Annotated in this window: 24 protein-coding genes; 13 read left to right on the forward strand and 11 right to left on the reverse strand. The window is 70.2% G+C overall.

The window, feature by feature from the left end; genetic code table 11:
* Window positions 1-47: 47 nt before the first annotated feature.
* Window positions 48-515: a hypothetical protein gene (locus MW290_RS10140; RefSeq protein WP_250194544.1), complete on the reverse strand. Its 468-nt coding sequence runs from the start codon at window positions 513-515 to the stop codon at window positions 48-50.
* Window positions 516-911: 396 nt separating this feature from the next.
* Here MW290_RS10140 and MW290_RS10145 point away from each other — a divergent pair, with 396 nt between their 5' ends.
* From MW290_RS10145 to MW290_RS33130, 3 genes are read left to right on the forward strand one after another with little or no spacing between them, the layout of a single operon-like run.
* Window positions 912-1,217 carry an NIPSNAP family protein gene (locus MW290_RS10145; protein ID WP_250194545.1) on the forward strand — a complete coding sequence of 102 codons (306 nt, stop codon included), beginning with the start codon at window positions 912-914 and terminating at the stop codon, window positions 1,215-1,217.
* A complete protein-coding gene (locus tag MW290_RS10150) occupies window positions 1,214-1,534 on the forward strand; it encodes a cupin domain-containing protein (protein WP_250194546.1) in 321 nt (106 codons plus the stop codon). The genes MW290_RS10145 and MW290_RS10150 overlap by 4 nt, the downstream gene beginning before the upstream one ends.
* Window positions 1,535-1,551: 17 nt before the next feature.
* Window positions 1,552-2,622 (forward strand): GNAT family N-acetyltransferase, encoded by a 1,071-nt coding sequence (locus MW290_RS33130; protein ID WP_310740071.1) that lies wholly within the window; start codon window positions 1,552-1,554, stop codon window positions 2,620-2,622.
* Between the two features lie 25 nt (window positions 2,623-2,647).
* On the opposite strand, the gene ggt is transcribed toward MW290_RS33130, so the two are convergent.
* Window positions 2,648-4,378: a gamma-glutamyltransferase gene (gene ggt, locus MW290_RS10165; RefSeq protein ID WP_250194547.1), complete on the reverse strand. Its 1,731-nt coding sequence runs from the start codon at window positions 4,376-4,378 to the stop codon at window positions 2,648-2,650.
* Window positions 4,379-4,455: 77 nt separating this feature from the next.
* On the opposite strand from ggt, the gene MW290_RS10170 reads away from it, so the two are divergent.
* The gene (locus MW290_RS10170; protein WP_250194548.1) at window positions 4,456-5,061 is read left to right on the forward strand and encodes an MSMEG_1061 family FMN-dependent PPOX-type flavoprotein; all 606 of its coding nucleotides are present in this window, start codon (window positions 4,456-4,458) and stop codon (window positions 5,059-5,061) included.
* A 17-nt stretch (window positions 5,062-5,078) separates the two neighbouring features.
* Here the strand turns inward: MW290_RS10170 and MW290_RS10175 are convergent, their stop codons facing one another.
* The 3 genes from MW290_RS10175 to MW290_RS10185 are packed head-to-tail and all read right to left on the reverse strand — an operon-like array spanning window position 5,079 to window position 6,852.
* Complete coding sequence (locus MW290_RS10175) at window positions 5,079-5,576, reverse strand: papain-like cysteine protease family protein (protein ID WP_250194549.1); 498 nt, start codon at window positions 5,574-5,576, stop codon at window positions 5,079-5,081.
* A 20-nt stretch (window positions 5,577-5,596) separates the two neighbouring features.
* A complete protein-coding gene (locus tag MW290_RS10180) occupies window positions 5,597-5,911 on the reverse strand; it encodes a P-II family nitrogen regulator (protein ID WP_250194550.1) in 315 nt (104 codons plus the stop codon).
* Window positions 5,908-6,852 (reverse strand): sodium-dependent bicarbonate transport family permease, encoded by a 945-nt coding sequence (locus MW290_RS10185; RefSeq protein WP_250194551.1) that lies wholly within the window; start codon window positions 6,850-6,852, stop codon window positions 5,908-5,910. Before MW290_RS10185 ends, MW290_RS10180 begins: the two co-directional genes overlap by 4 nt.
* Before the next feature lie 74 nt (window positions 6,853-6,926).
* Between MW290_RS10185 and MW290_RS10190 the strand changes: the two genes are divergently transcribed.
* The 6 genes from MW290_RS10190 (at window position 6,927) to MW290_RS10215 (ending at window position 12,711) form a co-directional block, all read left to right on the forward strand.
* Window positions 6,927-7,424 carry a GNAT family N-acetyltransferase gene (locus tag MW290_RS10190; RefSeq protein WP_250194552.1) on the forward strand — a complete coding sequence of 166 codons (498 nt, stop codon included), beginning with the start codon at window positions 6,927-6,929 and terminating at the stop codon, window positions 7,422-7,424.
* A complete protein-coding gene (locus tag MW290_RS10195; RefSeq protein WP_250194553.1) occupies window positions 7,421-8,728 on the forward strand; it encodes a glycosyltransferase in 1,308 nt (435 codons plus the stop codon). Before MW290_RS10190 ends, MW290_RS10195 begins: the two co-directional genes overlap by 4 nt.
* A 58-nt stretch (window positions 8,729-8,786) precedes the next feature.
* The gene (locus MW290_RS10200; protein ID WP_510532245.1) at window positions 8,787-9,536 is read left to right on the forward strand and encodes a PA4824 family protein; all 750 of its coding nucleotides are present in this window, start codon (window positions 8,787-8,789) and stop codon (window positions 9,534-9,536) included.
* 186 nt (window positions 9,537-9,722) lie between these two features.
* The gene (locus MW290_RS10205) at window positions 9,723-11,393 is read left to right on the forward strand and encodes a tannase/feruloyl esterase family alpha/beta hydrolase (protein ID WP_250194555.1); all 1,671 of its coding nucleotides are present in this window, start codon (window positions 9,723-9,725) and stop codon (window positions 11,391-11,393) included.
* A gap of 83 nt (window positions 11,394-11,476) precedes the next feature.
* Window positions 11,477-12,094: a cold shock and DUF1294 domain-containing protein gene (locus MW290_RS10210; protein ID WP_250194556.1), complete on the forward strand. Its 618-nt coding sequence runs from the start codon at window positions 11,477-11,479 to the stop codon at window positions 12,092-12,094.
* A 53-nt stretch (window positions 12,095-12,147) separates the two neighbouring features.
* Window positions 12,148-12,711, forward strand: coding sequence for a DUF2846 domain-containing protein (locus tag MW290_RS10215; RefSeq protein ID WP_250194557.1), 564 nt, complete (start codon window positions 12,148-12,150; stop codon window positions 12,709-12,711).
* A 14-nt stretch (window positions 12,712-12,725) separates the two neighbouring features.
* Here MW290_RS10215 and MW290_RS10220 read toward each other — a convergent pair whose 3' ends face one another.
* The 6 genes from MW290_RS10220 to MW290_RS10245 all read right to left on the reverse strand — a co-directional run bounded on the left by MW290_RS10220 (window position 12,726) and on the right by MW290_RS10245 (window position 20,147).
* Window positions 12,726-14,807, reverse strand: a complete 2,082-nt coding sequence (locus tag MW290_RS10220) for a TonB-dependent receptor (protein ID WP_250194558.1) — start codon at window positions 14,805-14,807, stop codon at window positions 12,726-12,728.
* Between the two features lie 109 nt (window positions 14,808-14,916).
* Window positions 14,917-15,354 carry a hypothetical protein gene (locus MW290_RS10225; protein ID WP_250194559.1) on the reverse strand — a complete coding sequence of 146 codons (438 nt, stop codon included), beginning with the start codon at window positions 15,352-15,354 and terminating at the stop codon, window positions 14,917-14,919.
* A gap of 22 nt (window positions 15,355-15,376) precedes the next feature.
* On the reverse strand, window positions 15,377-16,348 hold the full coding sequence (locus MW290_RS10230; protein WP_250194560.1) for a HupE/UreJ family protein: 972 nt from the start codon (window positions 16,346-16,348) through the stop codon (window positions 15,377-15,379).
* 2 nt (window positions 16,349-16,350) lie between these two features.
* The gene (locus MW290_RS10235) at window positions 16,351-17,220 is read right to left on the reverse strand and encodes a peptidylprolyl isomerase (RefSeq protein ID WP_250194561.1); all 870 of its coding nucleotides are present in this window, start codon (window positions 17,218-17,220) and stop codon (window positions 16,351-16,353) included.
* Window positions 17,221-17,348: 128 nt separating this feature from the next.
* Window positions 17,349-19,583, reverse strand: a complete 2,235-nt coding sequence (locus MW290_RS33040) for a hypothetical protein (RefSeq protein ID WP_259373441.1) — start codon at window positions 19,581-19,583, stop codon at window positions 17,349-17,351.
* Window positions 19,584-19,688: 105 nt separating this feature from the next.
* Complete coding sequence (locus tag MW290_RS10245) at window positions 19,689-20,147, reverse strand: copper chaperone PCu(A)C (RefSeq protein WP_250194562.1); 459 nt, start codon at window positions 20,145-20,147, stop codon at window positions 19,689-19,691.
* A 159-nt stretch (window positions 20,148-20,306) separates the two neighbouring features.
* On the opposite strand from MW290_RS10245, the gene MW290_RS10250 reads away from it, so the two are divergent.
* From MW290_RS10250 to MW290_RS10260, 3 genes are read left to right on the forward strand one after another with little or no spacing between them, the layout of a single operon-like run.
* On the forward strand, window positions 20,307-20,930 hold the full coding sequence (locus MW290_RS10250) for a putative 2OG-Fe(II) oxygenase (protein ID WP_250194563.1): 624 nt from the start codon (window positions 20,307-20,309) through the stop codon (window positions 20,928-20,930).
* A 7-nt stretch (window positions 20,931-20,937) separates the two neighbouring features.
* Window positions 20,938-23,610 carry a fused MFS/spermidine synthase gene (locus MW290_RS10255; RefSeq protein ID WP_250194564.1) on the forward strand — a complete coding sequence of 891 codons (2,673 nt, stop codon included), beginning with the start codon at window positions 20,938-20,940 and terminating at the stop codon, window positions 23,608-23,610.
* A 42-nt stretch (window positions 23,611-23,652) separates the two neighbouring features.
* The gene (locus MW290_RS10260) at window positions 23,653-24,291 is read left to right on the forward strand and encodes a PEP-CTERM sorting domain-containing protein (RefSeq protein ID WP_250194565.1); all 639 of its coding nucleotides are present in this window, start codon (window positions 23,653-23,655) and stop codon (window positions 24,289-24,291) included.
* Window positions 24,292-24,442 lie beyond the last annotated feature (151 nt).

Here is a 24,442-nt window from a genome sequence, read left to right on the forward strand (position 1 = left end):
GGGCCGCGCTCGCGCAACGTCTTGCCTGGCCTATTTTCGCTTCGCGGCTAAGCGCGACTGCTCCAACTGCCGTTTGAGTGCCTCGTTCTCGCGCCGTAGCCGACTGTTTTCTTCCTCTGTCTTAGTACGCGCGGTTCAAAGTGCTTGTTGTCGGTGGCCTCAGCCAGCGAGGTCTCCAGGAGCGTGATCCGATGCTCCGTGAGGCGGTGACTTGAGCAGAAGTACACCCTCTCGATCTTCTTCGTAGTACACAACAGGCGGTTGAGGTCATCCAGCGCCTTGGCGTCTACATCGTCGCGCAAGCTCGCGCAGACGTAAATACCTCGCGCCTTGCCGCCACCCACGCCATCCCTGCCAAGGTCCCACGAGACGGACGTAGAGAAGATGATCGCTCCACCTTCGAGCGCAGACACCGCCTCTCGGCAGAAATTCTCAAAGCGGCCGTCATTGGTCTCCTGAATCAGAGCGGCTTGACTGACGGTGAGCTCGATTGGGTTTTTTAGGTCCAGCGACATGATGGGCCTTCTTAGTTGTTGGTTGGCTGGGCGTCTGGCGATTATCGATGGTGGCCCGGGGGGGTGGATCTGCGCGGCCTACCGTTTGCGACTAGGCGATCCGCGCGGCGGGCAAGCGCCCAAGATGGCGGACTTGGCATGGAAAGCGAAGCGCTCGCGGCACGGTAACGCAGCCGCTGCGTCTGTGCGCCGCTGGCGAGGTGCTGAACCGGCAAAGCGATGAGCGCAAAAAAACGCGAGGTCGAAGCGCTGCGGACATGGCAGGACGAACACTCACCGAATGTCCACTTTGGAAGGTGTTGAGCGGCTGCTCTGGGTCGACAGCCGTCGCTCTGCCCCGAAGCCACCATAGTCCAGGCCACCGACAATCCTCAAACAACGCCTGGAGCCCCACCCATGATCACCTGCCACCTCCGCTACATCATCGATCCCGACAAGCTCGCCGAGTTCGAGCACTACGGCCGCCTGTGGATCCCGCTGGTGCGCAAGTTCGGCGGCGTGCACCACGGCTACCTGCTGCCGTCCGAGGGCGCCAGCAACGTCGCGCTGGCGTCGTTCAGCTTCCCGTCGCTGGCGGCCTATGAGCAGTACCGCCAGCAGTCCCTCGCCGACCCGGAATGCCAGGTGGCCTTTAAGTACGCGAAGGAAACGCGCTGCTTCCTGAGCTACGAGCGCACCTTCTTCCGGCCGGTGTTCGGATGAGCGAGATGCAACGCGTCGACCTGCTGCCGCTGGCGGCAGCGCTGCCTGAGGCCTGGCGCTCCACCGTGGCGGCGCGCCTGCCGTGCATGGCTGTCAAGGTGCTGCGCATGGACGACGCCGCTTATCCGGAGGAGGTGCACGACTACGAAGAGGCACTGTTGGTGCTGGAGGGCTGCATGCGTCTGCAGTGGAGCGACCGCACCGAATCGTTCCACGCAGGTGAGCTCTGCGTGGTGCCGCCGGGGCTGGCCCATGCGGTGGCGCCGGGCAGTCAGGGCACCTTGCTGATCCTGGAGCCCGCGTCGGCCGGTGGCTGACGCTTCATAGTCTCCGCATGGCCGCCCACCCCGATCCGCTCTTCACCGCACCGCCCTTCAGCGCGCATGCGCTGACCAGGGCCGACACCGCACGGCTGCAGCGCTTCTTCGACGCCAACCCGGCGTACTTCCAGCTGTTGGGCGGTGACCCTGCCGGCCCGGATGAGGCGGCCGAATTGTTCGACGACCTGCCGCCGGCCGGCTGGCCGTACACGCGGGTGTGGCATGTCGGATTCGCCGACGCGCGCGGCGACCTCGTGGCCATGGCCGACCTGGTGGCCGACCTGCTGGCGCCCGCCGTGTGGCACGTCGGCCTCTTCATCGTGGCCACCGACCGCCATGGCAGCGGCGATGCCCATCGGCTCTGGCAAGCCCTCGCTGCCTGGATGCAGGCGCAGGGCGCGCAATGGCTGCGGCTGGGCGCGGTGGCCACCAACCCCCGTGCGCTGCGCTTCTGGCTGCGCCAGGGTTTCATCCCGCTGCGGGTGCGTGAAGGCGTGGAGATCAGCGGCCGGCTGCACACGGTGCAGACCCTGGCCAGGCCGGTGAGCGAAGGGCGTATCGAAGACTACCTGCGCCTGGTGCCGCGCGACCTGCCGGAGGCTGGCGCCGAGCACACCGTGCAGGTGAAGCCGGCCTCACCGACGGTGCTGCTGGTGCCCAGCGAAGCGGCCGATGCCGAAGCGCTGGCCACGCTGCGGGTGGCGGCCATGCGGCCCAGCCTGGAACGCATCGGCCGCTTCGATGAACAGCGGGCGCGCCAACGGCTGCTGGCGGACTTCGACCCCACGCTCACACGCTGGATCGTGGCGGGCGGCGAGCGCGTCGGCTTCCTGGTGCTGCGCCCGCAGCCCGATGCCTGGCTGCTGGACCACCTCTACCTGCAGCCAGGCCGCCAGGGCCAGGGCATCGGCACGGTGGTGATGCAGCAGGTGCTGGCCGAAGTCGATGCAGCTGGCGCTGCCCTGCGCGTGGGCGCGCTGCGCGGCAGCGATGCCAACCGCTTCTACCAGCGCCATGGCTTTGTGCGGGTAGAGGAGGGCGAGCATGACGTGTACTACCGGCGTGGCAGTGCAGCCGGCGCCTGAGCCGCCGCGCCGCACATTCCAACGCTCAATACCCGCCCACCGACCCCGTCGGCCGCCGCGGGTCGATGGCGCCGTACAGGCGGTTGTTGCCCACCGGCTTGCCGCCCAGCGAAGGCGCGCCCACCAGGATGGCGGCGATGTGGTTGGCCGGTTGCGGGGCGGTGAACTGGTGGCCCCAGCCTTCCAGGATGCTGCGGGTGTCGGGGCTCAGCGCAAAGGCTTCCACGTTGGTCGATTCAGGCAACCATTGCTGGTGGAAGCGCGGCGCGTCCACCGCTTCCTGCAGGTTCATGCCGTAGTCGATCACGTTGACGATGGTGTGCAGCACCGCGGTGATGATGCGGCTGCCGCCCGGCGTACCCACCACCATCACCGGCTTGCCGTCCTGCGTGACGATGGTCGGGCTCATCGAGCTGAGCGGGCGCTTGCCCGGGGCGATGGCATTGGCCTCGCCCTGCACCAGGCCGTACATGTTGGGCACGCCCACCTTGCTGGTGAAGTCGTCCATCTCGTTGTTCAACAGCACGCCGGTGCCGCCGGCCGTCACGCGGGCGCCGAACCAGTCGTTCAGCGTGTACGTCACCGACACCGCATTGCCCCACTTGTCCACGATGCTGTAGTGCGTGGTGTTGCTGCCTTCGTGCGGCGGCACGCCGGGCTTGATCTCCTTGGAGATGCCGGCCTTGTGGGGCGCGATGGCGGCGCGGATGCGGCCGGCATAGGCCTTGTCCAGCAGCCGGTCCAACGGGTTCTTCACGAAGTCGGGGTCGCCCAGGTAGCTGTTGCGGTCGGCATAGGCATGGCGCAGCGCCTCGATCTGGTAGTGCACGGCCTGCGCCGAGCGGAAGCCCAGCGTCTTCATCGGATAGCCCTCGAGGATGTTCAGCACCTCGCAGATCACCACGCCGCCTGAACTCGGCGGCGGCGCCGAGACGATGCCGTAGCCGCGGTAGCTGCACTCGATGGGCTTGAGTTCGCGCGTCTTGTACTGGTCCAGGTCGGCCTGGGTGATGATGCCGCCGCCCGCCTGGCTGCTGGCCACCAGCGCCCGGCCCACGGCCCCCTGATAGAAGCCGGCCTCGCCTTGGTCGGCCACGGCCTTCAGCGTGCGGGCCAGGTCGGCCTGCACCAGCTTCTGCCCGGCCTGGAAGGCCTCGCCCTGATTCAGAAAGATGGCCGCCGTGGCCGGATCCTTGCGGAAGTCGTTGGCCGAGGCCTGCAGCATGTCGGCATCGCCCGGCTGCAGCATGAAGCCTTCTTGTGCCAGGCGGATGGCCGGCTCGATCAGCGCGCGGCGGGGCAGCGTGCCGTACCGGGCGCGCGCATATTCCAGGCCCGAGACGGTGCCCGGCACGCCCACGGCCAGGTGGCCTTGCGTGCTCAGGCCCTTGACCACGTTGCCGTCCTTGTCCAGGTACATGTTGGCGGTGGCCGCCAGCGGCGCCTTCTCGCGGAAGTCGAGGAAGGTCTTGCGGCCGTCGGCCAGCTGCAGCGTCATGAAGCCGCCGCCGCCCAGGTTGCCGGCGGCCGGGTACACCACGGCCAGCGCATAGCCCACGGCCACCGCGGCATCCACCGCGTTGCCGCCGTCCTTCAGCACGTCCACGCCCACGCGGGTGGCCAGGTGCTGCGCCGTGACCACCATGCCGTTTTCGGCAGCCACCGGCGCCATGGAGGCCGCCTGTGCGGCCGTGAAGCTGAAGGCCAGCGTGAGCTGCAGCAGCAGCCGGCGGCGTGGCAGGAAGGATGGGGTCATGGGCGCTCCTCGGGGTCGCTTTTGAGTTGGGGGGCTCATTGTGGTGGCCGCCGGCTGGGCGCACTAGACTCCGCCGCATGCCCATCACCACCCTGGCCGAGCTTCGGCAGCTGTACAACAACCCGCAGCCGCGCGCCGTGCTCAAGCAGATCGATGCGCTGGATGGGCACTGCAGGCGCTTCATTGCGCTGTCGCCCTTCGTGCTGGTGTCCACCGGCAGCGCCGACCATCAGATGGATGCGTCGCCGCGCGGCGGTGATCCCGGCTTCGTCAAGATCACTGAAGACGGGCAGTTGCTGATTCCCGATGCGCCGGGCAACAACCGGCTGGACACGCTGGAGAACATCGTGGACACCGGGGGCATCGGGCTGCTGTTCCTGATTCCGGGCTTCGATGAAACGCTGCGCGTCAACGGCCGTGCGCTGCTGTCGACCGATGCGGCCGACATCGCGGCCTGCACCACCGAACGCCGTGCGCCCAAGCTGGTGATCCGGGTGCAGGTGCAGGCGGCCTACCTGCACTGCGCCAAGGCCTTGCTGCGTTCGCGCCTGTGGAAGCCCGACGCACAGCAGCCGCGCGAATTGCTGCCCACCGCCGGCCAGATGATCGCCGACCAGACCGGCCTGAACGTGGCGCCCGAGACGCGCGAAGAGATGGAACGCCGCTACGCGCCCGACCTGTAGGTCCCCAATCAGGCGCTTCAGCTGCCTTCGACGACGATGTCCACCCGCGGGCTTTGCACGTAAAACAGGCGCTCACCATCCTGCAGCCGCAGGTAGCTGTCGCCCTTCATCTTGCAGTGCGGGCCCAGCGTCGGGTCGTGGTGCAGCACGTGGCCGGTGGATGTCACGCCGTAGATCAGGATGGCATGGCCGAACAGCCGCTTGCCCACGAACAGCTTGCCGACCTTGCCGCCACCCATGAACGGACCGTAGGCCCGCAGGAAGCGCACGATCTCGTCCACGTCGTCGAACTTGTTGCCCGTGTGCACCCGCACATGGTGGGTGGTGCGGAAGGCGTGCGGAATCTCGTCGTACGAGCGGCCCTGGAAGTGGCTGACCAGCCGCTTCACGTCGGGGTCCTGGATGTCGCTGCTGCCGGTGTGCCACTTCAGCAGCATCTGCAGGCAGGCGAACCAGCAGCTGTTGAGCTTGCGCTGGCGCACGAAGTCGGGCTCGCGCAGGACGATGCTCGTCATGGGTCAGGTCCTCCGGGGCTTCAGAACCGCTCCGGCCGCAGCACTTCGGCCGGCGTGAAGTACATCGCCACGCTGTAGTGGGGCGCATAGCGGGCCAGCACTTCGCTGGCCAGGGCTTCGGCGGTGGCGCGGTCGCACAGCAGCTTCAGCTCGATGGTGCGGTCGGCTTCCCAGGCGCCTTCACGTTCACCTTCGAAGAAGCGGCCGTGCACCTCGCTGACCGTCCAGCCCTGCACGCCGCGGGCGCGGGCGTCGCGCACCAGGGGCTTTTCCAGGGCGGCCTCGGCCACGATGACCAGCAGCGTGCGGGGATGGGTGTGGAGCGGTGTGTTCATGGATGCAGCCTGCGCGCCAGCTCGATGTAGAGCGGAATGCCGATGACGATGTTGAACGGGAAGGTGATGCCCAGCGCCGCGGTGATGGACAGCGCCGCATTGGCCTGCGGCACCGCGATGCGCATGGCCGTGGGCGCCGCGATGTAGCTGGCGCTGGCCGCCAGCGTGGCCAGCATCGCCACGCCGCCGGTGCCCAGGCCCAGCAGCAGGCCGGTGGCCGCGCCCACGCCGCTGAGCAGCAGCGGCGCGCCGATGCCCACCAGCAGCACCGCAAACCCGAAGCGCCGCACATCGCCCAGCCGGCCGCCGGCCACCAGCCCCAGCTCCAGCAGGAACAGCGCCAGCACACCCTTGAACGGATCGATGAACACCGCCTTGATGGGGGCAGTGCCCGCTTCACCCGCTACCGCGCCGATCACGATGCCGCCCACCAGCAGCAGCACGCTCTTGCCGAAGAGCACGTCGTGCGCCAACTCGCCCCAGCGCGGCGGTCCGCTGGCATCGCGTGCCGCCGACAGCCGCGCCAGCAGGATGCCGGCCAGCAGGCCCGGCGCCTCCAGCACGGCCACCCACAGCGGTGCCTGTGCTTCCAGCGGCAGGTTGGCACGGGCCAGCGCCGTCTGCGCCACGGCAAAGGTGACCACGCTCACCGAGCCGTAGTGCGCGCCCAGCGCCGCCGCATCCACGCCCGACAGGCGCAGCAGCCGCAGCAGCGGGTACAGCCCCACCGGAATCAGAAAGCCCATGGCGGCCAGCGCCGCCACCTCGGGCGCCAGCGTGGCCAGCGGCTGCTTGGACAGCTCGATGCCGCCCTTCAGGCCGATGGCCAGCAGCAGGTAGATGGACAGGGTTTCGTAGAGTGCTTCGGGCAGCTTCAGCTCGCTGCGCACCAGGCGGGCGAAGAGGCCGAGCAGGAAGAAGAAAACGACGACGTCGATCATGGGTGGCGTCAAGAACCTGAGGCGGCGCGAAGTATCGGCGCAGCCCGGCGCTGCGGGCCACTTACGATGGTGCCATGGTCAGCCTGCCCGTGTTCAACACCCCCCGGCTGCGGCTGCGCCCCCTGCGGCGCGGCGCCGACGACGAGGCCCTGTTCGCCGTGTATGGCGACGCGCGCGTGATGCGCCATGCCAGCGACCCGCCCTTCACCCGCCTGGCCGACGTGACACGCCTGCACGACAGCGTGGAGCGGCTGCTGGCCGCCGGACTGTCCCATGAGTGGGCGGTGGCGCTGCGGGCCGACGACCGGCTCATCGGCACGTGCGGCCTGCACAGCTTTGACAGGCCGGCGCTGCAGGCCCAGGTGGGCTGCCTGCTGGCGCGCGCGCACTGGGGCCAGGGGCTGATGAGCGAGGCGCTGCGCGCGCTGATGGCGCATGCGGTGGGCACGCTGGGCCTGCGCACGCTGCTGGCCGACATCGACGCCGACAACCTGCGATCGCAGCGCCTGTTCAGCGCGCTGGGCTTCGACCCCCGGCCCGACGGCCTCTACCAGTGCCGGCTGGCGCCATGACAGCGCCGCTGCATGTGCTCATCGCCACGCTGGGCTCGGCGGGCGACATCCATCCGTTCCTGGCGCTGGGGCAGGCCCTGCAGGCCCGGGGCCACCGGGTGACGGTGCTGTGCCCCGAAGTGTTCGGCCCGCTGGTGCAGCAGGCCGGCCTGGGCTTTGGTGCGATGGGCAGCACCGCCCAGTACGAGGCCGTGACGCAGGAGCCCGATCTGTGGGACGCGCGCAAGGGCTTCGGCGTCATCTGGCGCCACCTGCGGGAGGGGCTACGGCTGCTGCCCGACCATGTGCAGGCGCTGCCGCCCGACGAGCCTTTGCTGCTGGTGTGCCATCCACTGGCCTTGGCTTCGGCCGACCTGTGCCGTACGCAGCGCCCCGGCCTGCCCATCGTCGGCGCCTACCTGGCGCCGCAGAACCTGCGCACGGTGCACCACCCGCTCACGCTGGGCCCGTTGGCCGTGCCGGCCTGGGTGCCGATGGCCTGGCGCCGCTGGGCCTGGCGGCGCATCGACCAGCAGCTGATCGACCCGCTGACGGTGCCCGACCTGAATGCGCTGCGCCGCGAGCGCGGCCTGCCGCCCATCGCGCACTTCGTGGCCCACCTGCAGGCCGTGCCCGACCTGACGGCCACGCTGTTCGCGCCGTGGTTCGGCCCCGCCCAGCCCGACTGGCCGCAGCCGCGGGTGGAGGGCGGCTTTCTGCTGTACGACCGGCCGGGCCAGGCCGTGCTGTCGCCTGAGCTGCAGCGCTTCCTGGCGGCCGGGCCGCCGCCGCTGGTCTTCACCCCCGGCACCGGTCATCGGCATGCAGCAGGCTACTTCCGGGCGGCGCTGCAGGCCGTGCAGGCGTTGGGGCGGCGTGCCGTGTTCCTCACCGGCCATCCGGAGCAACTGCCCGCGGCGCTGCCGCCCGAAGTGCTGGCCCAGGCCTATGCGAGCTTTCGCAGCCTGCTGCCGCAGGCCGCGGCCCTGGTGCACCACGGCGGCATCGGCAGCACGGCCGAGGCCTTGCGCGCCGGCGTGCCGCAGCTGGTGGTGCCGTTTGCGCACGACCAGTTCGACAACGCGCGCCGTGTGCGCGCGCTTGGGGTGGGCGATGCACTGCCGGCCGGCCATGCCAGCCCGGCCCGGCTGCGGCGCCGTCTGCAGGCGCTGCTGGACCGGCCCGACCTGGCGGCGCATTGCGCCACGCTGGCCGCCCAGGCGGCCGCCGACCGGCCTTTGCCGCGGCTGTGCGACGCCATCGAGGCACTGGCGAGGGTTCAACCTGGGGAGGCGCGGCTCAAGTGCGGCGGTGAAGCGTCGTAAAACAGGTTTGTTGCCTGCCACCGCGTTGTTCACCATGCCGCATCTGCCGTCGCTCCCGATGCCCACCCGCCCGTTGCGGCACCCGCCCGCCACTGGGGGCCTTCGTCGATGGCACGCCGGCTGCGTCGCGCTCGCCTTGTGGGCCGGTGCCACGTTCACCGCCCAGGCCGGCAGGCCGTTGACGACCGAAGACGCTGGCGTGCTGGAGGCGGGCGAGTGCGAACTGGAGGTCTACGCCGGCCATGAGCGCCAGCGGCCGGAAGGTCGGGCGCGCGGCGCCTCGGTGCAAGGCAGCTGCGGCGTGGGCCATGGTGTGCAGGCTGCGCTGGCGGCCGAGCGGGTGCGCGTGCGCGGCAGCGAAGACGCCGGCCGAGACGAGGGCGGGCTGCTGTCGTTCAAGGCCCGGCTGCTGGGCGAGGACGACGACGACCCCGCGCTGGCCCTGGTGGGCGGCCTGCATTGGGGCCGGCACGACCACGAAGCCTTTCGCCGCGACAGCCTGGCCCTGGGCCTGGCCGGCACGCTGCCGCTGCCCCAGGGCTTCACCGCCCATGCCAACCTGGGCCACTACCACGACCATGCCGAACGCCAGCGCAGCACCTTCTGGGCCCTGGCCCTGGAAAAGGCATTGACCGACACCGTGGACCTGGGCGCCGAGCTGTACGGCGACGACCGCGGCCGCCCCTGGCGCGGCCTGGGCCTGCGCTGGGCCGCCACGCCCAGCCTGACGGTCGGCACCTCCTATGCCGTGCAGGCCGGCGCTGGCCGGGCGCGGCTGGTGACCGTGGGGGTGACGCTGGGGTTCTGAGCGGGGGCCTGAACGCCGAGAGAGCGTTCATTGATTTAACTGATGATGCGCGCCCGTCCCTGCGGGATAGGGAAAACGTGTGCCTGCTCGATGCAAGTAGTTCGATAGATTAACTATTAGCGGAGCAATCTAACCGCATCATCAGGAGACACCATGCGCCGATCTCGCCGGACCCCGATTCACTTCATGGCCGCGGCAAGCGCGGTGTTGCTGGCTGGTTGTTGGGGTGGTGGCGATGGCAAACCGCTGCCTCAACTGGCCGCGGCGCAGGGTGCCGCGCTGCGCACGTGCACCGAGCTGGCCAGCGCCTTCTCCTACGCCAACACCACCATCACGGCCGTCGAGTCGGTGGCCGCCGGCGCTGCCACCTGGGCCGACAGCCCCATCGGGGCGCATTGCCGCATCACCGGCGAGATGTTCCGCCGCACCAGCCCGCAAGACGGCAACAGCTACGCCATCGGCTTCGAGATGCGGCTGCCGACGGCCTGGAACGGCCGCTTCTTCTACCAAGCCAACGGCGGCTCCGACGGCGTCGTCTGGCCCGCCTACGGGTCGCAGCCGGGCCCGCAGCCCAGCGTGGCGCTGCAGAAGGGCTTTGCGGTGATCAGCTCCGACGCCGGCCACAGCGGGCAGGGCAACCTGGCCTTCGGCATCGACTTCCAGGCGCGGCTGGACTACGGCTACCAGGCCGTGGCCAAGCTCACGCCGATGGCCAAGGCGCTGATCGCCCAGGCCTACGGCAAGGGGCCGGACCGCTCGTACATCGGTGGCTGCTCCAACGCGGGCCGGCACACCATGGTGGCGATGACGCGCATGCCCGGCGAGTACGACGGCTACCTGGCCGGTGCGCCGGGTTACCGGCTGCCGCTGGCGGCCATCGCCAACATGGACCGCCTGCGGCACGTCGCCCAGGTGGCTACCGACCCGGCCGACCTGAGCACCGGCTTCACGGCCGCCGAGCGCAGCCTGCTGTCGGCTTCGGTGGTGGCCCGGTGCGACGCGCTGGACGGTGCCAGCGACGGCATCGTGCAGGACGTCGAAGCCTGCCGCGCCGCCTTCGACCTGCAGCGCGACGTGCCCACCTGCACCGGTGCGCGCGACGGCACCTGCTTCACCGCGGCGCAGAAGGCGGCTTATGCGCCCATGTTCAGCGGTGCGGTCGATGGCACGGGCCGCAAGTTCTACAACAGCTTCCCGTACGACGCAGGGCACAACGCGGGCGACTCCTCGTTCTGGCGCTTCACCGTGCCGCAGTTCATCGACTCCGGCGCCACCGCGATGATCTGGGGCGTGCCGCCGGCCGAACCGGCGACCTTCAACGGCCCGGCCTATGCGCTGACGGTGAGCAACGACGTCAAGCTGGCCGCGGTGGCCGCCACCAATGCCACCTACACCGAATCGGGCCTGTCTTTCATGCAGCCGGTGAACCCGACCGACCTGGGCACGCTCAAGCAGCGCGGCGCCAAGGTGATGGTCTATCACGGCGTCAGCGATGCCATCTTCTCGGTGGACGACACCACCGCCTGGTACGAAGGCCTGCGCTCGGCCAACGGCGGCGACGCATCCGACTTTGCCCGCTTCTACCGTGTGCCGGGCATGAGCCACTGCGGCCTGGGCCCGGCCACCGACCAGTTCGACATGCTGGCCGCGCTGGTGGACTGGGTGGAGAACGGCAAGGCCCCCGACAGCGTGCTGGCGCGCGCCCGCGGTGCCGGTGCGCCCGGCGGTGCCAACCCCGACGTGCCCGCCACCTGGGCGGCCGACCGCACGCGTCCGCTGTGCCCCTACCCGAAGGTTGCGCGCCTGAAGGCCGGTGCCACCGACCTGGAGTCGGCGGCGTCGTTCAGCTGCCAATGAAGCGGCGCGCGTGCGCCTGAAGGGGCCGGGGTGGCGGGGCACGCTATCGTCGCGGCTTTACGCCATCCCGCCACACCATCTTCATGCGCTTCGAAGGCACCCTCACCACCTGGAACGACGAACGGGGTTTCGGCTACATCGAATCAAGTCAAGGGGGTGAACCGATCTTCGTGCACGTGTCGGCCTGGCCGCGCGGGGCGGGCAGACCTCGGCTGCGGCAGGCGGTGTCGTTCGAGATCGAGGTCGGCGCCAAGGGCAAGCGGGCCCGCGAGCTGCGGTTGATCCAGCCGCGCCAGTCGCCGGCTCGCCCAGCCAGCCCGCAGGGCGCGGCGGCCGGCGCCGCCACGTGGCTGGCGGTGCTGCTGTGCCTGGCCGGTGGCGCTGGCGTTGCCCTGCTGGGGACGTTGCCGCTGCGCTTGGCCAGCGGGTACCTCGGCCTCAGCGGCCTCACCTTCCTGGCCTATGCCCTCGACAAGTCGGCCGCCCGACGCGGTGCCTGGCGCACGTCTGAGCGCACGCTGCACCTGCTGGCCCTGGCCGGTGGCTGGCCCGGCGCCTGGCTGGCGCAGCGGCTGCTGCGCCACAAGTCCAGCAAGCCTGCCTTCCGCTCGGTCTTCTGGCTGACCTCGGTGCTCAATGTCGCCGGGGTGCTGGTGACGTTCTCGCCCTTGCGTGGGCGGTTGAGTCTTGTCGGTCTTTGAGTTTCCAGATGCTTACCATGCCTCATGTCCCTTTGCGATCAATGCTGGTCGCCTTGACATTCACCCTGGCCGGCTGTGCCACGTCCCCACCCAAGTCGCCGCCAACGCCTGTCACCATTCGGACGCCGTCAGCATCGTCGGCATTGCTGTATCTGTTTCGCCCGACGCTGGACAGCACCGGCCGCGGGGCGGCGCCCCTGCTGTTGGCGGACGACAGGCCCCTGGTACCCCTGGCGCATGGCAGCTACGTGGTGCTTGCGTTGGGACCGGGCGGCCATGTGTTTGAGCTGCGACCAACCTCCGAACGCGAAGCCTCCTGGGCGGCGAGAACCGCGTTTTGCGTGAATGCCGGGCAGACATACTTTGCAGCGGTCTGGAACCAAGAGCAGCCCACAGGACTTACTACGACCGTGGTGGTGCCGATGGGCGGTGTGTTCTTGCCACTGCCGATCGGGCCGTCTGCCCGGCGGCCTGCTGTGACCTTCGAGGTGGTGCCTCAGGACGTCGGCGCCGAGGCGCTGGCAGATCTTCGGGAGCTGAAGATCCCTCCAGTCACCGACCTGCTGCCGCCGGCTGGCAGCGCGGGCTGCCCTGACACAGGCCCGGCGCCGCGCTGACCGCCTTCCCCAGGCTAGAACCCCACCCTCAGCGTCACCCGCACACTCCGCGGCTCCGCCGGGTGCACATGCCGGCCCTCAGTGGCCGCTGCTTCGCCCGGCAGCTGCGACTCGTAGTAGTACTGGATGTCGTCCACCTTGCGGTCGAACAGGTTGAAGACGTCCAGCGTCAGCGAGGTGTTGCGCTGCAGCTGGTAGCCCACGCGCAGGTTGGTGGTCAGCGACGACTTCGATCGTTGGCTGTTGTCTTCCACCAGCACACCGCTGCCCAGGTAGCGCCACTGGATGGAGGCTGACCAGGGCCCCAGCTCGCGCACCGTGGCGGCGATGGAGGCCACCTTGTCCACGGCATTGGGAATGCGGTCGCCGTTGTCGAAGCGGGCATGTGTCCAGGCCAGGTCGGCGTCCAGCAGGAACCAGGGCACCGGCGTCCAGCGGTTGTTGAACTCCACCCCCCGGCGGCGGCTGCCCTGGCTGGCTTCGGTGGCGCCGGCATCGCCCACGTACACCAGCTCGGAATTGAAGCGCAACGCCCACAGCGCGATGGAGCTTTGCAGGCCGGGCAGCGCTTCGGTGCGGGCACCCAGCTCCCAGCCCTTGGACGAAACCAGCGGCGGCACCGTGTCCACCGCGTCGCCGGTCTTGGGGTCGATGCGGGTGGTGGTGCCACGCGCGTCGTTGCTGTGGAAGCCGCGGCCGGCATTGACGAAGAACTCGGTCTTCGGCAGCGCCGCGAAGGGACCGGCGATCAGCGACAGCTTGGGCGACACCTGGGTATCGCGGCTGCGGCCACCGTTGGCGGGCAGGGTCAGCGCATCCACCCGGTTGCGCACCTGGTCCATCCGCAGGCCGGCCACGCTGCGCAGCCAGGGCGTCAGCTCCACCGCGGTCTGGCCATACACGCCCACCAGCGTCTCGCGCACCGCGTCTTCGCGGGTGGTGGCGGTGATGCGGCGGGCCACGCTGTCGTACAGGCCCACGTCGATGCGGTCGTGGCGCAGCTGCACGCCCACCTCGCTGCGCGCCGGCAGGCCGGCCAGCTCGTGCGGCAGGCTGTGGCTGGCCGCAAAGCCGTAGACGCTGCGTGCATCGCGCTGCTTGAACTGGTCGCCGGTCTCGGGCCGTTCCAGTGCGTAGGTGAAGTTGGAGTTGAGGTCGAGCCGGTAGCGCATCGCATAGGCGCTCACCTGGCTGCGGTGGCCGGCGTCATCGCGGTGCCATTCGCCCGACAGGCTGTAGCGCTCGGTGCTGCCGCCGGTGGTGTCGTCCAGCGAATCGAAGCGGCCGAAGCGGCGGCCCTGGTAGGTCTGGCCGATCAGCCGCTCGGGGATCTGGTCGGTCGCCACCCAGGTGGCGCTGTAGCCCATCAGGCTGGCGCTCCAGCCCTGGGCCGCGGTGCCGGCCGACAGCGTCAGCACGCCGTTGCTCTTCTTCATGTCTTCGGGCACGGTCCACGGCCCGTCGTTGTGCGCGCCCTCGAAGGCGCCCAGCAGCACCATGCCGTTGGCCAGCGCGTAGCTGGCGCCGGCCACACCGCGGCGATAGCCGTTCTCGCCCAGCGTCAACTGGCCGAAGGGCGCGTCCAGCTTGTGCATGTAGACGATGTCGGCCGAGCCGGCGGACGAGAAGTCGCCATTGCGCGCGAAGTAGGGGCCCTTGCGGTATTCCACCCGCTGCACCAGCTCCGGAATCAGGAAGTTGAGGTCGCTGTAGCCCTGGCCGTGGCCATGGCTGGGCATGTTCACCGGCAGGCCGTTGACGGTGGTGGCGAAGTCGGTGCCGTGGTCCAGGTTGAAGCCGCGCAGGAAGTACTGGTTGGCTTTGCCGTCGCCCGAGTGCTGGGTGACGATGAGGCCGGGCACGAATTCCAGCACCTCGCCGGGCCGCAGCGCGGGGCGGCTCTTCAGCAGCTCGGCGCGGATCACGCCCTGCGATGCGGCGTCGCTGCTGCCCACCGCGTTGTCGTAGTGGCGGCCGGTGATTTCCACCGATTGGGGCGTGGCGTCTGCCAGGGTCTGGGCCTGCACGGCGTGGCCGGCGCAGGCCAGGGCGGCGGCCAGCGCCAGCGGCGCGGGTCTGAAAAGGAGGGTGTTCATGCTGCGACTGAAAGTGTTCGGGCCATACGCGGCCCGGCCGCCGGCGGATGCACGGCCGGCAGCCTGGTTGAAGGCGGTGAAGAACGGGCCAGGCGGCGCCTGGCCAGGCTCAACAGGCCTGTGGCGGGCGCTCGAGGCGCCGCGCCGGGCGGTTTTTCCAGGCGGCGCGTCGAGGGCGGGGCCAGGGGCGCCGCCGTGCCGCAGTGGCCGGCAGCCGCAGCCCATAGGCCGGCGCCAGCGGCAGCATGGCGCTGCCGGCGGCGGCTTCGTCGGCGGCGGTGTCGGCCGCATGGCTGCCGGCACCGGCCGTCACCAGCCCGGGCTCATGCGGGTGGTGGTGGTGCTGCTGCCAGCCGGTGTGGTGATGGGGGTGGGCATGGGCGTGGGCATGTGGTGGGGCAGGGTCGTGCGCCACGGCGCCCGCATGCCGGTGCACCGGCCCCAGCAGCTTCAAGGTGGCGGCGCTGCTGCCGTACAGCGGCAGCGCGACCATCAGGCAGGCGAGCAGCAGCACCCGCAGCCGTTGCGGCCACGGGTGTTGCAGCATGGGCCCGCCATGCTTCACGCGGTCAGGCCAGGATGCTGACGATGCGGCCGATGGCCCAGTAGGCCGCCACGCCGCCGATGCCGTACAGCGCCGGCGTGCGCGCCTGGCGGAAGGGCGCGAAGCGGTGCAGCGCACGCCACGCCACGAAGGCCAGGCCCACCACCATCAGCTGGCCGGCTTCCACACCCAGGTTGAAGGTGAGCAGCGCCACCAGCAGGTGGTTCTCGGGCAGGCCGATCTGCTGCAGCGCACCGGCAAAGCCCAGCCCGTGCACCAGCCCGAACAAGAAGGCCACCAGCGCCGGCCAGCGGCGCGAGAGCGTCTGGCGGTTGTGCAACGCCTCGCCGGCCACCAGCAGGATGGACAGCGCGATGGTGGCTTCCACCGGCGGCGGGCGCAGGGTCAGCCAGCCCAGCGCGCTGCTGGCCAGCGTCAGGCTGTGCGCGAAGGTGAAGGCGGTGATGGTGGCCACCAGCCGCTTGTTGAAGCCCACCAGGAACAGCAGGCTGATGACGAACATCAGGTGGTCGAAGCCGCTGAGGATGTGCTCCACGCCCAGCACCCCGTAGGCGGTGGCGATCTCGCCCATGCCGCGCGGGTCGTTGGCGGCGCCGTACAGCTGCACCGTGGGCTGGCTGCTGGTGAGGGTGTAGACGCGGCTCTGCCCGTCCAGCCACACCACCCTGACGATGGCGGCAGAGTAGCGCTGGCCCACGCCTTCGATGGTGAAGGCGCCTTGCATGCCGCCAGGGCCGCAGCGCAGCAGGTTGCCGTCGGCGGCGCAGCTGCCGGGCCACACGGGTTTCAGGTCGTCGTTGTTGCCGCGTTCGCGGGCCGTCCAGTTCCACAGGAACTCACCCTTGGCGGTCTCGCGCAGCTCCATCTCGGCCATGCTCATCTCATGGGCCTGGGCGCTGCGCGGCAGCAGGGGGCCCAGCAGGGCCAGCACCGCCAGCAGGGCGGGCAGCAGTGGGCGCAGAAGGCGTTGCAGCATGCTCATGGCGTGCCGGCTTCGAGCTTGACGGTGTACTTCTGGCCCAGCGCACGCACGGCGGCAGTGCGGCGTTCGGCCATCACCTGGTCGGTCCAGTCCTGCAGCACCACGCCGTGCAGCAGTGCAAAGTCGGCGGGCTTGGCCGGCGTGGTGGCTTCCAGGCGCATCACGCGCCAGCCGTCGCGGGTGGGCAAGGCGCGCCAGCTGCCCACCGGGCCGGCTTCCAGCAGCTTGGCGAAGTCGGCGCCGTAGGTGTCCACCAGGTTGCCGTGCGGCCGGCCCTTGAACACACGCAGGCCGGCTTCGGTGTTGCCGGGGTTGCCGGCATTCAGCGCATCGGCAAAGGCGCGGCTGGCGGCTTCGCTGTTGTCGGTGAGCACGGCTTCCTGGAAATCGAAGCGGGCCGGCTCGTCGTATTGGGCCCGGTGGGATTCGAAGTAGGCCTTCAGCGTGTTCTCGTCGAAGGGCGGCTGCTTGACGTCGGCCTCCACCACGCTCAAGGCCTTGAAGATCACGCGCTCACGCATGGCCTTGTCGCCGCGGTCCACCTGCATCGCCAGGCCTTCGCGGTACAGCACCTCGTTGTCCAGCCAGGCCTGGCGCAGCGCCTTCAACTCGGCCTCGTTGGGCTCTCGGCCGCGCGACGACTTGAAGAGCGCACGGGCCTCGTCGTCCACCTCGCGGGTGATGACGATGGTGCGTGGATCGTCCGCCTGGGACACCAGCCAGTGGTCGACGGCGAACAGCGCGCCGCCGATCAGCACGAAGTGCAGCAGCGGCTCGCGCAGCCAGCGCGACAGGACGCCAGGGGCGCGGGGCGCGGTGGCGGGCGGGGTGCCAGCGGGCAGGCGGGGACGGGCGGTGGTGGTCATGGTCTTGGGATGCGCATTGGCGCCTTGCGGCGCCCTCAACGGGCAAGGCGCCGGCATGGATGGGCCATGCGCGGCGCGCTGCGTCTGCTTCACTCAGGTGGGGCGGCGCCGGGCCGCCCCGGGCGCGTTCACTTCACGCCGGCCACCGTGGTGGCGCCTTGCACCTCCACGTAGATCGGGTTGCTGTAGAACCACAGGTCCGACCAGGCCGCCACGTCATAAGCCACGTACTTCTGGCCGTTGATCACCGGCAGGTGCGCGGGGCAGCCGTCGATGGCGGTGCCGGTGTACACCACGTCGTTGGAAGGCACGTTGGTGCCCGCCACCGTGCACGGGATGCGCAGGTTGGCCGGGTTGCTGGCGTTGGTGTGGATGTCGGCCAGCGGGTTGCCGTTGGCGTCGGTCTCGTAGGGCACGGCCGCGGGCAGGTTGCTGCCGCGCAGTCGCACGTACTGCGAAGCCTGCACCGCCGGGATGCGGAAGGTCATCTTCTTGTATTCCGCGTTGCCGGCCACCGTGGTCCAGGTGGCGCCGTTGAAGGTCTTGAACACCGCCGCGCTGGTGTTCTTGGCCGCGGCCGGCACGTTGGCCATCACCGGGTTGGTCAGCCAGTCGTTCGGCCACTGGCCGGCATAGCCGGCGCTGCCCGGCTGCTTGTAGCCGCTGACCATGCCGCGCACCACGTCGATGTGGTCCAGCACCGGCATGTTCAGCGGCTGCTGGATGCCCACCTGGGCCAGCGACGGGTTGTTGAAGCTGTAGGGCGCGTAGTTCTTGCCGGCCGGGTCGCGGGCCACGATGGACACCACGATCTCGGCGCCGGGGCGCACCACCAGCTTCTCACCCATGGTGGCGCAGCCGGCCACGTCCACGTCGGTGTTGTTCAGCGCGGCATTGACCGCGATGTTTTCCACCGCCGCATTGGAGCGCGCGGCGATGCCGCTGTAGCTGGCACAGGCCACGAAGGCCAGGCGGTCGATCAGCTGGCCGCTGGCGGCAAAGCTGTTGCCGCTGCGCAGGCCGTCCACGATGGCTTGCGGGCGCAGCTTGGTGTCGGTGCCGTGACGCACCATCACGTAGTCGCGCTGGTATTCGCCCGGGTAGAAGTCCTGCGTCGAACGGCGGTCGTCGGGGCCGAAGCTGCCGCGGTTGTGCCAGTCGGAGCTGGCGAAGAACCACCAGTTACGGCCCTCACCCAGCAGCGCGTCCCACACGCCGCCCACCTGTGCGCCGTACACGCCGGTGCCGCCCCAGGTGGTGCCACCGACCGAGTCGGTCAGCACGCCGCCGATGTTGTTGCGGCTGGGCGAGTATTCGCCGCGGTTGTCCGAGGCGCCGTGGCCCGGCTGCGTCTCGAAGCCGAAGGCCACGCGCGGCGCCACGTTGTTGAAGTTGCGCAGGTGCTCGACGTTGAAGCCGTTGTTGCCGTTCGGATTGAACGGGCCGGCGCGCTCCAGGTGGGCGGGCACGTAGTAGCTGCCGTTGGGATGGTTGGCCACCATCCACTTCAGCGCTTCCAGCGTCTTGGCATGGCCACGGTCGCCGGTGCCGGTGCCGCTGGCGGGCACCAGCTTCTGGGCCTGCTCGCTCCAGTCAGGGCTGGCGCTGTTCAGGCTGCCCGGCACGGCGCAGTTCCAGTTGTTGCCGATGGCGCCGCCCAGCACGGTGTTGCCGCGGCTGGTGTCGGTGTCGTTGCGGTCGAAGCAGTATTCCCACTGCGCCAATGCGGTGGCGTTGCCCAGCGGCGTGTAGCCCTTGCTGGTGGGCAGCGTGGCCTTGTCCAGCGCGGCCGGCATCTGGCCGGTGATCACCGAGGCCGAGACGTGTTCATGGCCCGGGGCCACGGTCTCGATGCCGACGAACATCGGCTTGTTCTTGTAGGCGGCCAGGTACTCCATCACCGGGTACTGGAATTCCTGCAGCGACTGCCAGCGCCACATCACCTGGCTGGGGGCATTGCCCGAGACGCGGCCCTTGGGCTGCACCGCGGGGTTGCTGTTCTGCCAGGTGGTGGTGGGGCCTTGCAGGTTGCCGTTGGTGTCGTAGTTCAGCGGGTAGGCCGGGGTGGCCAGGCTGGCGTCTTCCACCAGCGTGCAGTTGCGGTTGCCGCTGCCGCCGTGGCCGGCCTGGACGAACCAGTCCAGGCCCCAGGGCGTGTCGGTCTTGTCGGTCACCTTCTTCACCAGCTTCTGCATGGAGATGGAGCCGTCCGAGCAGGTGGTGTGGTTGTGGAAGTCGCCGGTGACGTAGGTGCCTGCGGGCTTGGCGGCGCTGGCGGCCTGCGGTGCGGCGACCAGGGCGGTGGTGCCGAGGGCGGCAATGGCGGCCAGCGCGATGGGCGCGGGGCGGAAGACGGGTTTCATGGGGCTCTCTCTCCTCTGACGTGTTGGCTATCTGTGGCGGGGCGGCGCGATGCTAGGCAGCGGTGATGACCACCGGATGACGCGCCAGCGGCGGGCGGCGGCCCTTCAGAGGAAGCGCGCGTAGTCGATGTTCAGCGTGGCGGGCACCGGGCCGCCGTGCTCGAACAGCAGCGTCATTGGGTAGGTGCGGGCCACCTGCAGCGGGTGCTTCAAACCCACCAGGCGCAGGTAGCTGCGGTCCTCGCGCAGCCAGGTTTCTTCACCTTCGGGGATCATGAAGTCCACCGTCGGCCTGGCCAGCAGGCCCCCGATCTCGGCGCCTTCGGCCACCGGCGTCTGCACACCCACCAGGCGGTCGGCGCGCGTCACCTCGTCGAACTTCATCGTCACCGCGATGCTGGTCTCACCCGGCTGCGTGGCGCGGGTGTAGGGGTGGGTGATGCGCAGGTGGGGGCTGAAGTATTCGCAGGCCCGGGCCTGCGGCAGCAGGCTGGCCAGGCTCAGCGACACGCCGGCCTGCAGGCCGTGGCGCAGCAGCCGTCGGCGCTGGATGGGGTGATGCATGACGGACTCTCCTCTTGGGGGTGGACGCTAGGGCCGCCGCGTGACGAACCGATGACGCCGGCATGACAGGCACCGCAGCGCGCGCTGCTGTCACGCCGCTGTCTTCAAACCGCCATAGAGTGCGTCGCCTACCCACCCCCTGCCGCAGGACCCCGCTCGATGGACGAGGTGATCGGACTCTTTCCCACGCCCTTCATGCGCCTGCCCGCCACGCTGGATGCCGCGCTGGTGAAGGCGCTGGTCGAACACTTCTCGGCCCGCGCCGCGGTGGAGAACAACGCTTCGGCCCAGCTGTCGCACACCCGCATGCTCAAGCCCAGCGACAGCCCCTTGCTGGTGGCGGTGGCCGAACGCCTCACGCCCAAGCTGGCCGAGTTCGGCACGCTGCTGTTCGGTGAGCGGCTGGGCTGGTCGCTCAAGGAAATGTGGGTCAACGTGCTGGAGCAGGGTGGCCGCCAGGCCATGCACAACCATGCCAACAGCTTCATCTCGGGCGTGGTCTACCTCACGCCCACGCACCCCGAAGCCCGCACCGTGTTCATGAAGTCGCCCGGCGGCACCGACTTCTCGTTCAAGAACGACCATGAAGGCAGCCGCACCGGCCCCTACAACGCCGACAAGTGGATCAGCCCCGAGCCGATGCCCGGCGACCTGGTGCTGTTTCCCAGCTACCTGATGCATGCGGTGCCGCCCAACCCGGGCGAGCTGCGCATCACCCTGGCCTTCAACGCCATCCCCACGCGGCTGGATTCGTGGGGCTACCGCATCGGCTTCACCGGCTGAGGTGAACTTGCCTAGACAAGCCACGCTGGTTGCACGTCCCGTGCCGTCGTCCACCGCCACGGCGAGCGCCGGCTGGCGCGCCGCGCTGCTGCTGATGCTGGCGTCCGGCGCCTCGGCGCTGGGCTACCAGATCGTGTGGACGCAGCAGGCCTCGCTGTGGCTGGGTCATGAGACGGCGGCGGTGCTGGCGGTGGTGGCCGCCTTCTTCGGCGGGCTGGCGCTGGGTGCGCTGGCGCTGGCACCGCGCATCGGCCGCAGCCTGCGGCCGGCCCGCTGGTATGCCGGCTGCGAGCTGCTGATCGGCGGCTGGAGCCTGGTGCTGGCGCTGCTGATGGCACCGGCGGCCGAAGGGATGCTGTCGCTCACCGGTCCGCAGCCGGGCATGGCCTGGCAGTGGGCGGTGGCCTTCTTCGGCAGCTTCGTGCTGCTGCTGCCGGCCACGGCCGCGATGGGCGCCACGCTGCCGGCGATGGAACGGGTGCTGGCCCCGGTGCACGACGGCGCGATCCCTACCGCGGATGCCGGCCGGCGGCTGGCGGGCCTGTATGCCGGCAACACCGCCGGCGCGGTGCTGGGCGTGCTGGCCGTGGCCTTCTGGGCGGTGCCCACCTGGGGCCTGGCCCGCACCGCGGCCGGCTGCGCGGTGCTCAACCTGTTGTGTGCGGTGCTGGCCTGGTCGTGGTTCGACCGTGCGCAGCCGGCCCTGCGTGAGGCGGCAGCGGACGCCTCACAGCGCAGCCGTCTGCCCGTGCTGCTGGCCGCCACCGGCGCGCTGGGCATCGGCTATGAAGTGCTGGTGGTGCGCGTGCTCAGCCAGGTGACGGAGAACACCGTCTATACCTTCGCGATGCTGCTGGCGGTGTACTTGCTGGGCAGCGCCCTGGGGGCGGCGCTGTATGCCCGCTGGCGCCGCCGCCCATCGCCGCAGGCGGCTGACGACCGCACCGTGCGCGACCGCCTGCTGGCCGCGCTGGCCATGGCCTGCCTGGCCGGCACCGCGGTGCTCTACGGGGCTGAAGCCTTGAAGGCCTGGGCCCTGGACCTGCTGCTGCCGCTGGCCGGGCCCAGCCTGGCCGCGCCGCTGGCGGCCGAGGCGCTGCTGGCGCTGCTGGCCTTTCTGCCGCCCACCCTGGTGATGGGCGCGCTGTTCAGCCACCTGTGCGCGCAGGCGGCGCTGGTGGGCATCGGCTGGGGCCGCTGCCTGGGCCTCAACACCTTGGGCGCGGCGGCGGCACCGCTGTTGTTCGGCGTGCTGGCGGTGCCCGCCCTCGGCGCCAAGCCGGCGCTGCTGCTGGTGGTCGCCGCTTACCTGGCGCTGTGCAGCGGCCGGGCCTGGGCCACCGTGCCGGCCTGGGCCGTGGTGTGCGCCGGCCTGCTGCTGGCAGTGGCCACGCCGCCCTTGCGCTTCGTCGAACTGCCGGAGGGCGGCCGCATCGTCCGCTACACCGAAGGGCCGATGGCCGCGGTGAGCGTGGTGGAAGACGCGCAGGGCGTGGCCCGCCTGCGCATCAACAACCGCCAGCAGGAAGGCAGCAGCGCCACGCTGGCGGCCGATGCCCGCCAGGCCCTGCTGCCGCTGCTGATGCACCCGGACCCGCGCCGCGCCTTGTTCCTGGGTCTGGGCACCGGCCTCACCGCCACCACGGCCGCGCAGGACGCGGCGCTGCAGGTGGACGCGGTGGAACTGCTGCCCGAGGTGGTCGAGGCCGCGGCCGATTTCCGCGAGCGGGTGTTCGACGGCCAGCCCCAGTCCAGGCTGCATCCGTTGGTGGCCGATGCGCGCCGCTTCGTGCGCACCAGCGCCCAGCGCTACGACCTGGTGGTGGCCGACAACTTCCACCCGGCGCGCAGCGGCTCGGGTGCGCTGTACACGGTGGAGCACTTCCGCGCGGTGCAGGCCCGGCTGGCGCCGGGTGGCCTGTTCTGCCAATGGCTGCCGCTGCACCAGCTGGACTTGGCCACGCTGCGCAGCATCGTGCGCAGCTTCCAGGCGGTGTACCCGCAGGCCACCATGGTGCTGGCCACCCACAGCCTGGACACACCGGTGGTGGGCCTGCTGGCGCGCGAGGGCGATGCACCGTGGTCGGTGGCGCAGGTGCAGGCCCGCCTGGCCGGCGCGGCGCTGCCGGTGCAGCCGGCCGTCTTCGGCCTGCCCGATGCCTGGGCCGTGCTGGGCAGCTTCATCGCCGGGCCGGCGGCACTGACGCAGTGGTCGGCCAGCGCGGCGCTGAACACCGACGACCACCCCGTGGTGGCCTACGCCGCGCCGCGCATCACCTACCTGGCCGATTCGCTGCCGCGCGACCGGCTGCTGGCCTTGCTGCAGGCGGTGCAGGTGCAGCCGGTGGAGGTGCTGGGCTTGGCCGCCGAGGGCACTGCCGATGGCACCGCCGACGCCGGCCGCCTGGCGGCCTACTGGTCGGCGCGCCAGCGCTTCCTGCAGGCGGGGCGCGACGTGAAGCCATCGGCCGACGTGCGCTACATGCTGGCCCAGCTGCGCGAGCCGCTGCTGGCCGTGCTGCGCACCAGCCCCGACTTCCAGCCCGCGGCCGAGCCGTTGCGCCGCATGGCCGCGGCCCTGGCCGCCACCGACCCGGTGGCCGGCCGTGCACTGCAGGTGGAACTGGACGCCGCGATCGCGTCATCGAACCGCCTTCAAGCTGTCAAAGACGGTTTCTAGACTGCGGCAAACGCACCCACACCATCACGAGGAGGTTGTCCCATGAAGCATCTTGCGCTCATCGCCGCGCTGGCTGCGGCCAGTGCCGCCCCGGCCTTCGCGGCCACGCCCGTCACCCTCACCTTCGAAGGCGTGGGCGACTACGGCACCGAAGTGGGCGAGTTCTACAACGGCGGCACCAGTGGCGCCGGCCACATGGGCAGCAACGTCGGCGTGTCCTTCACCTCGCCGATGCTGTCGTTGACCAACGACGTGCTGGGCCCGTACTTCTCGAACGCACCCAGCGCCGGCACCGTGGCCTTCGTGCAGGGCGGAGATGCCTTCGTCAACGTGGCCGCCGGCTTCTCGGGCTACCTGTCGTTCTTCTATGCCTCCACCGCGCAGCTGAACAACACGGTCAACGTGTACTCGGGCCTGAACGGCTCCGGCACGCTGCTGGGTTCGATGAGCCTGAACGCCAATGCCACCGCCGGCTGCAGCGACACGGCCTTCTGCAACTGGGAAAAGACCAGCCTGGTGTTCGGAGGCCTGGCCCGCTCGATCCAGTTCGCGGACACGCAAGGCGCCGTGGCCTTCGACAACCTGACCCTGGCTCCGGTGCCCGAGCCCAGCACCTATGCGCTGATGGCCGGTGGCCTTGGTGCCATCCTGTTCCTGGCTCGCCGTCGTCGCGAGGACTGAACCCCCAAGCTCGCGTTGCTCGCTGCCCCCCGAGGGGGCGCACCCGCCCTTGGGGCGGCCCGGCGGGCGGGTGGTCTTTGCCCGGTCACATCCAACGACAACCGCGGCGCCAATGGCGCCGCATCGGTGCAACCGGTCGGTTCAGCCGCTG

Source organism: Aquincola tertiaricarbonis (assembly GCF_023573145.1).
Taxonomy (GTDB): Bacteria; Pseudomonadota; Gammaproteobacteria; order Burkholderiales; family Burkholderiaceae_C; genus Aquincola; species Aquincola tertiaricarbonis_B.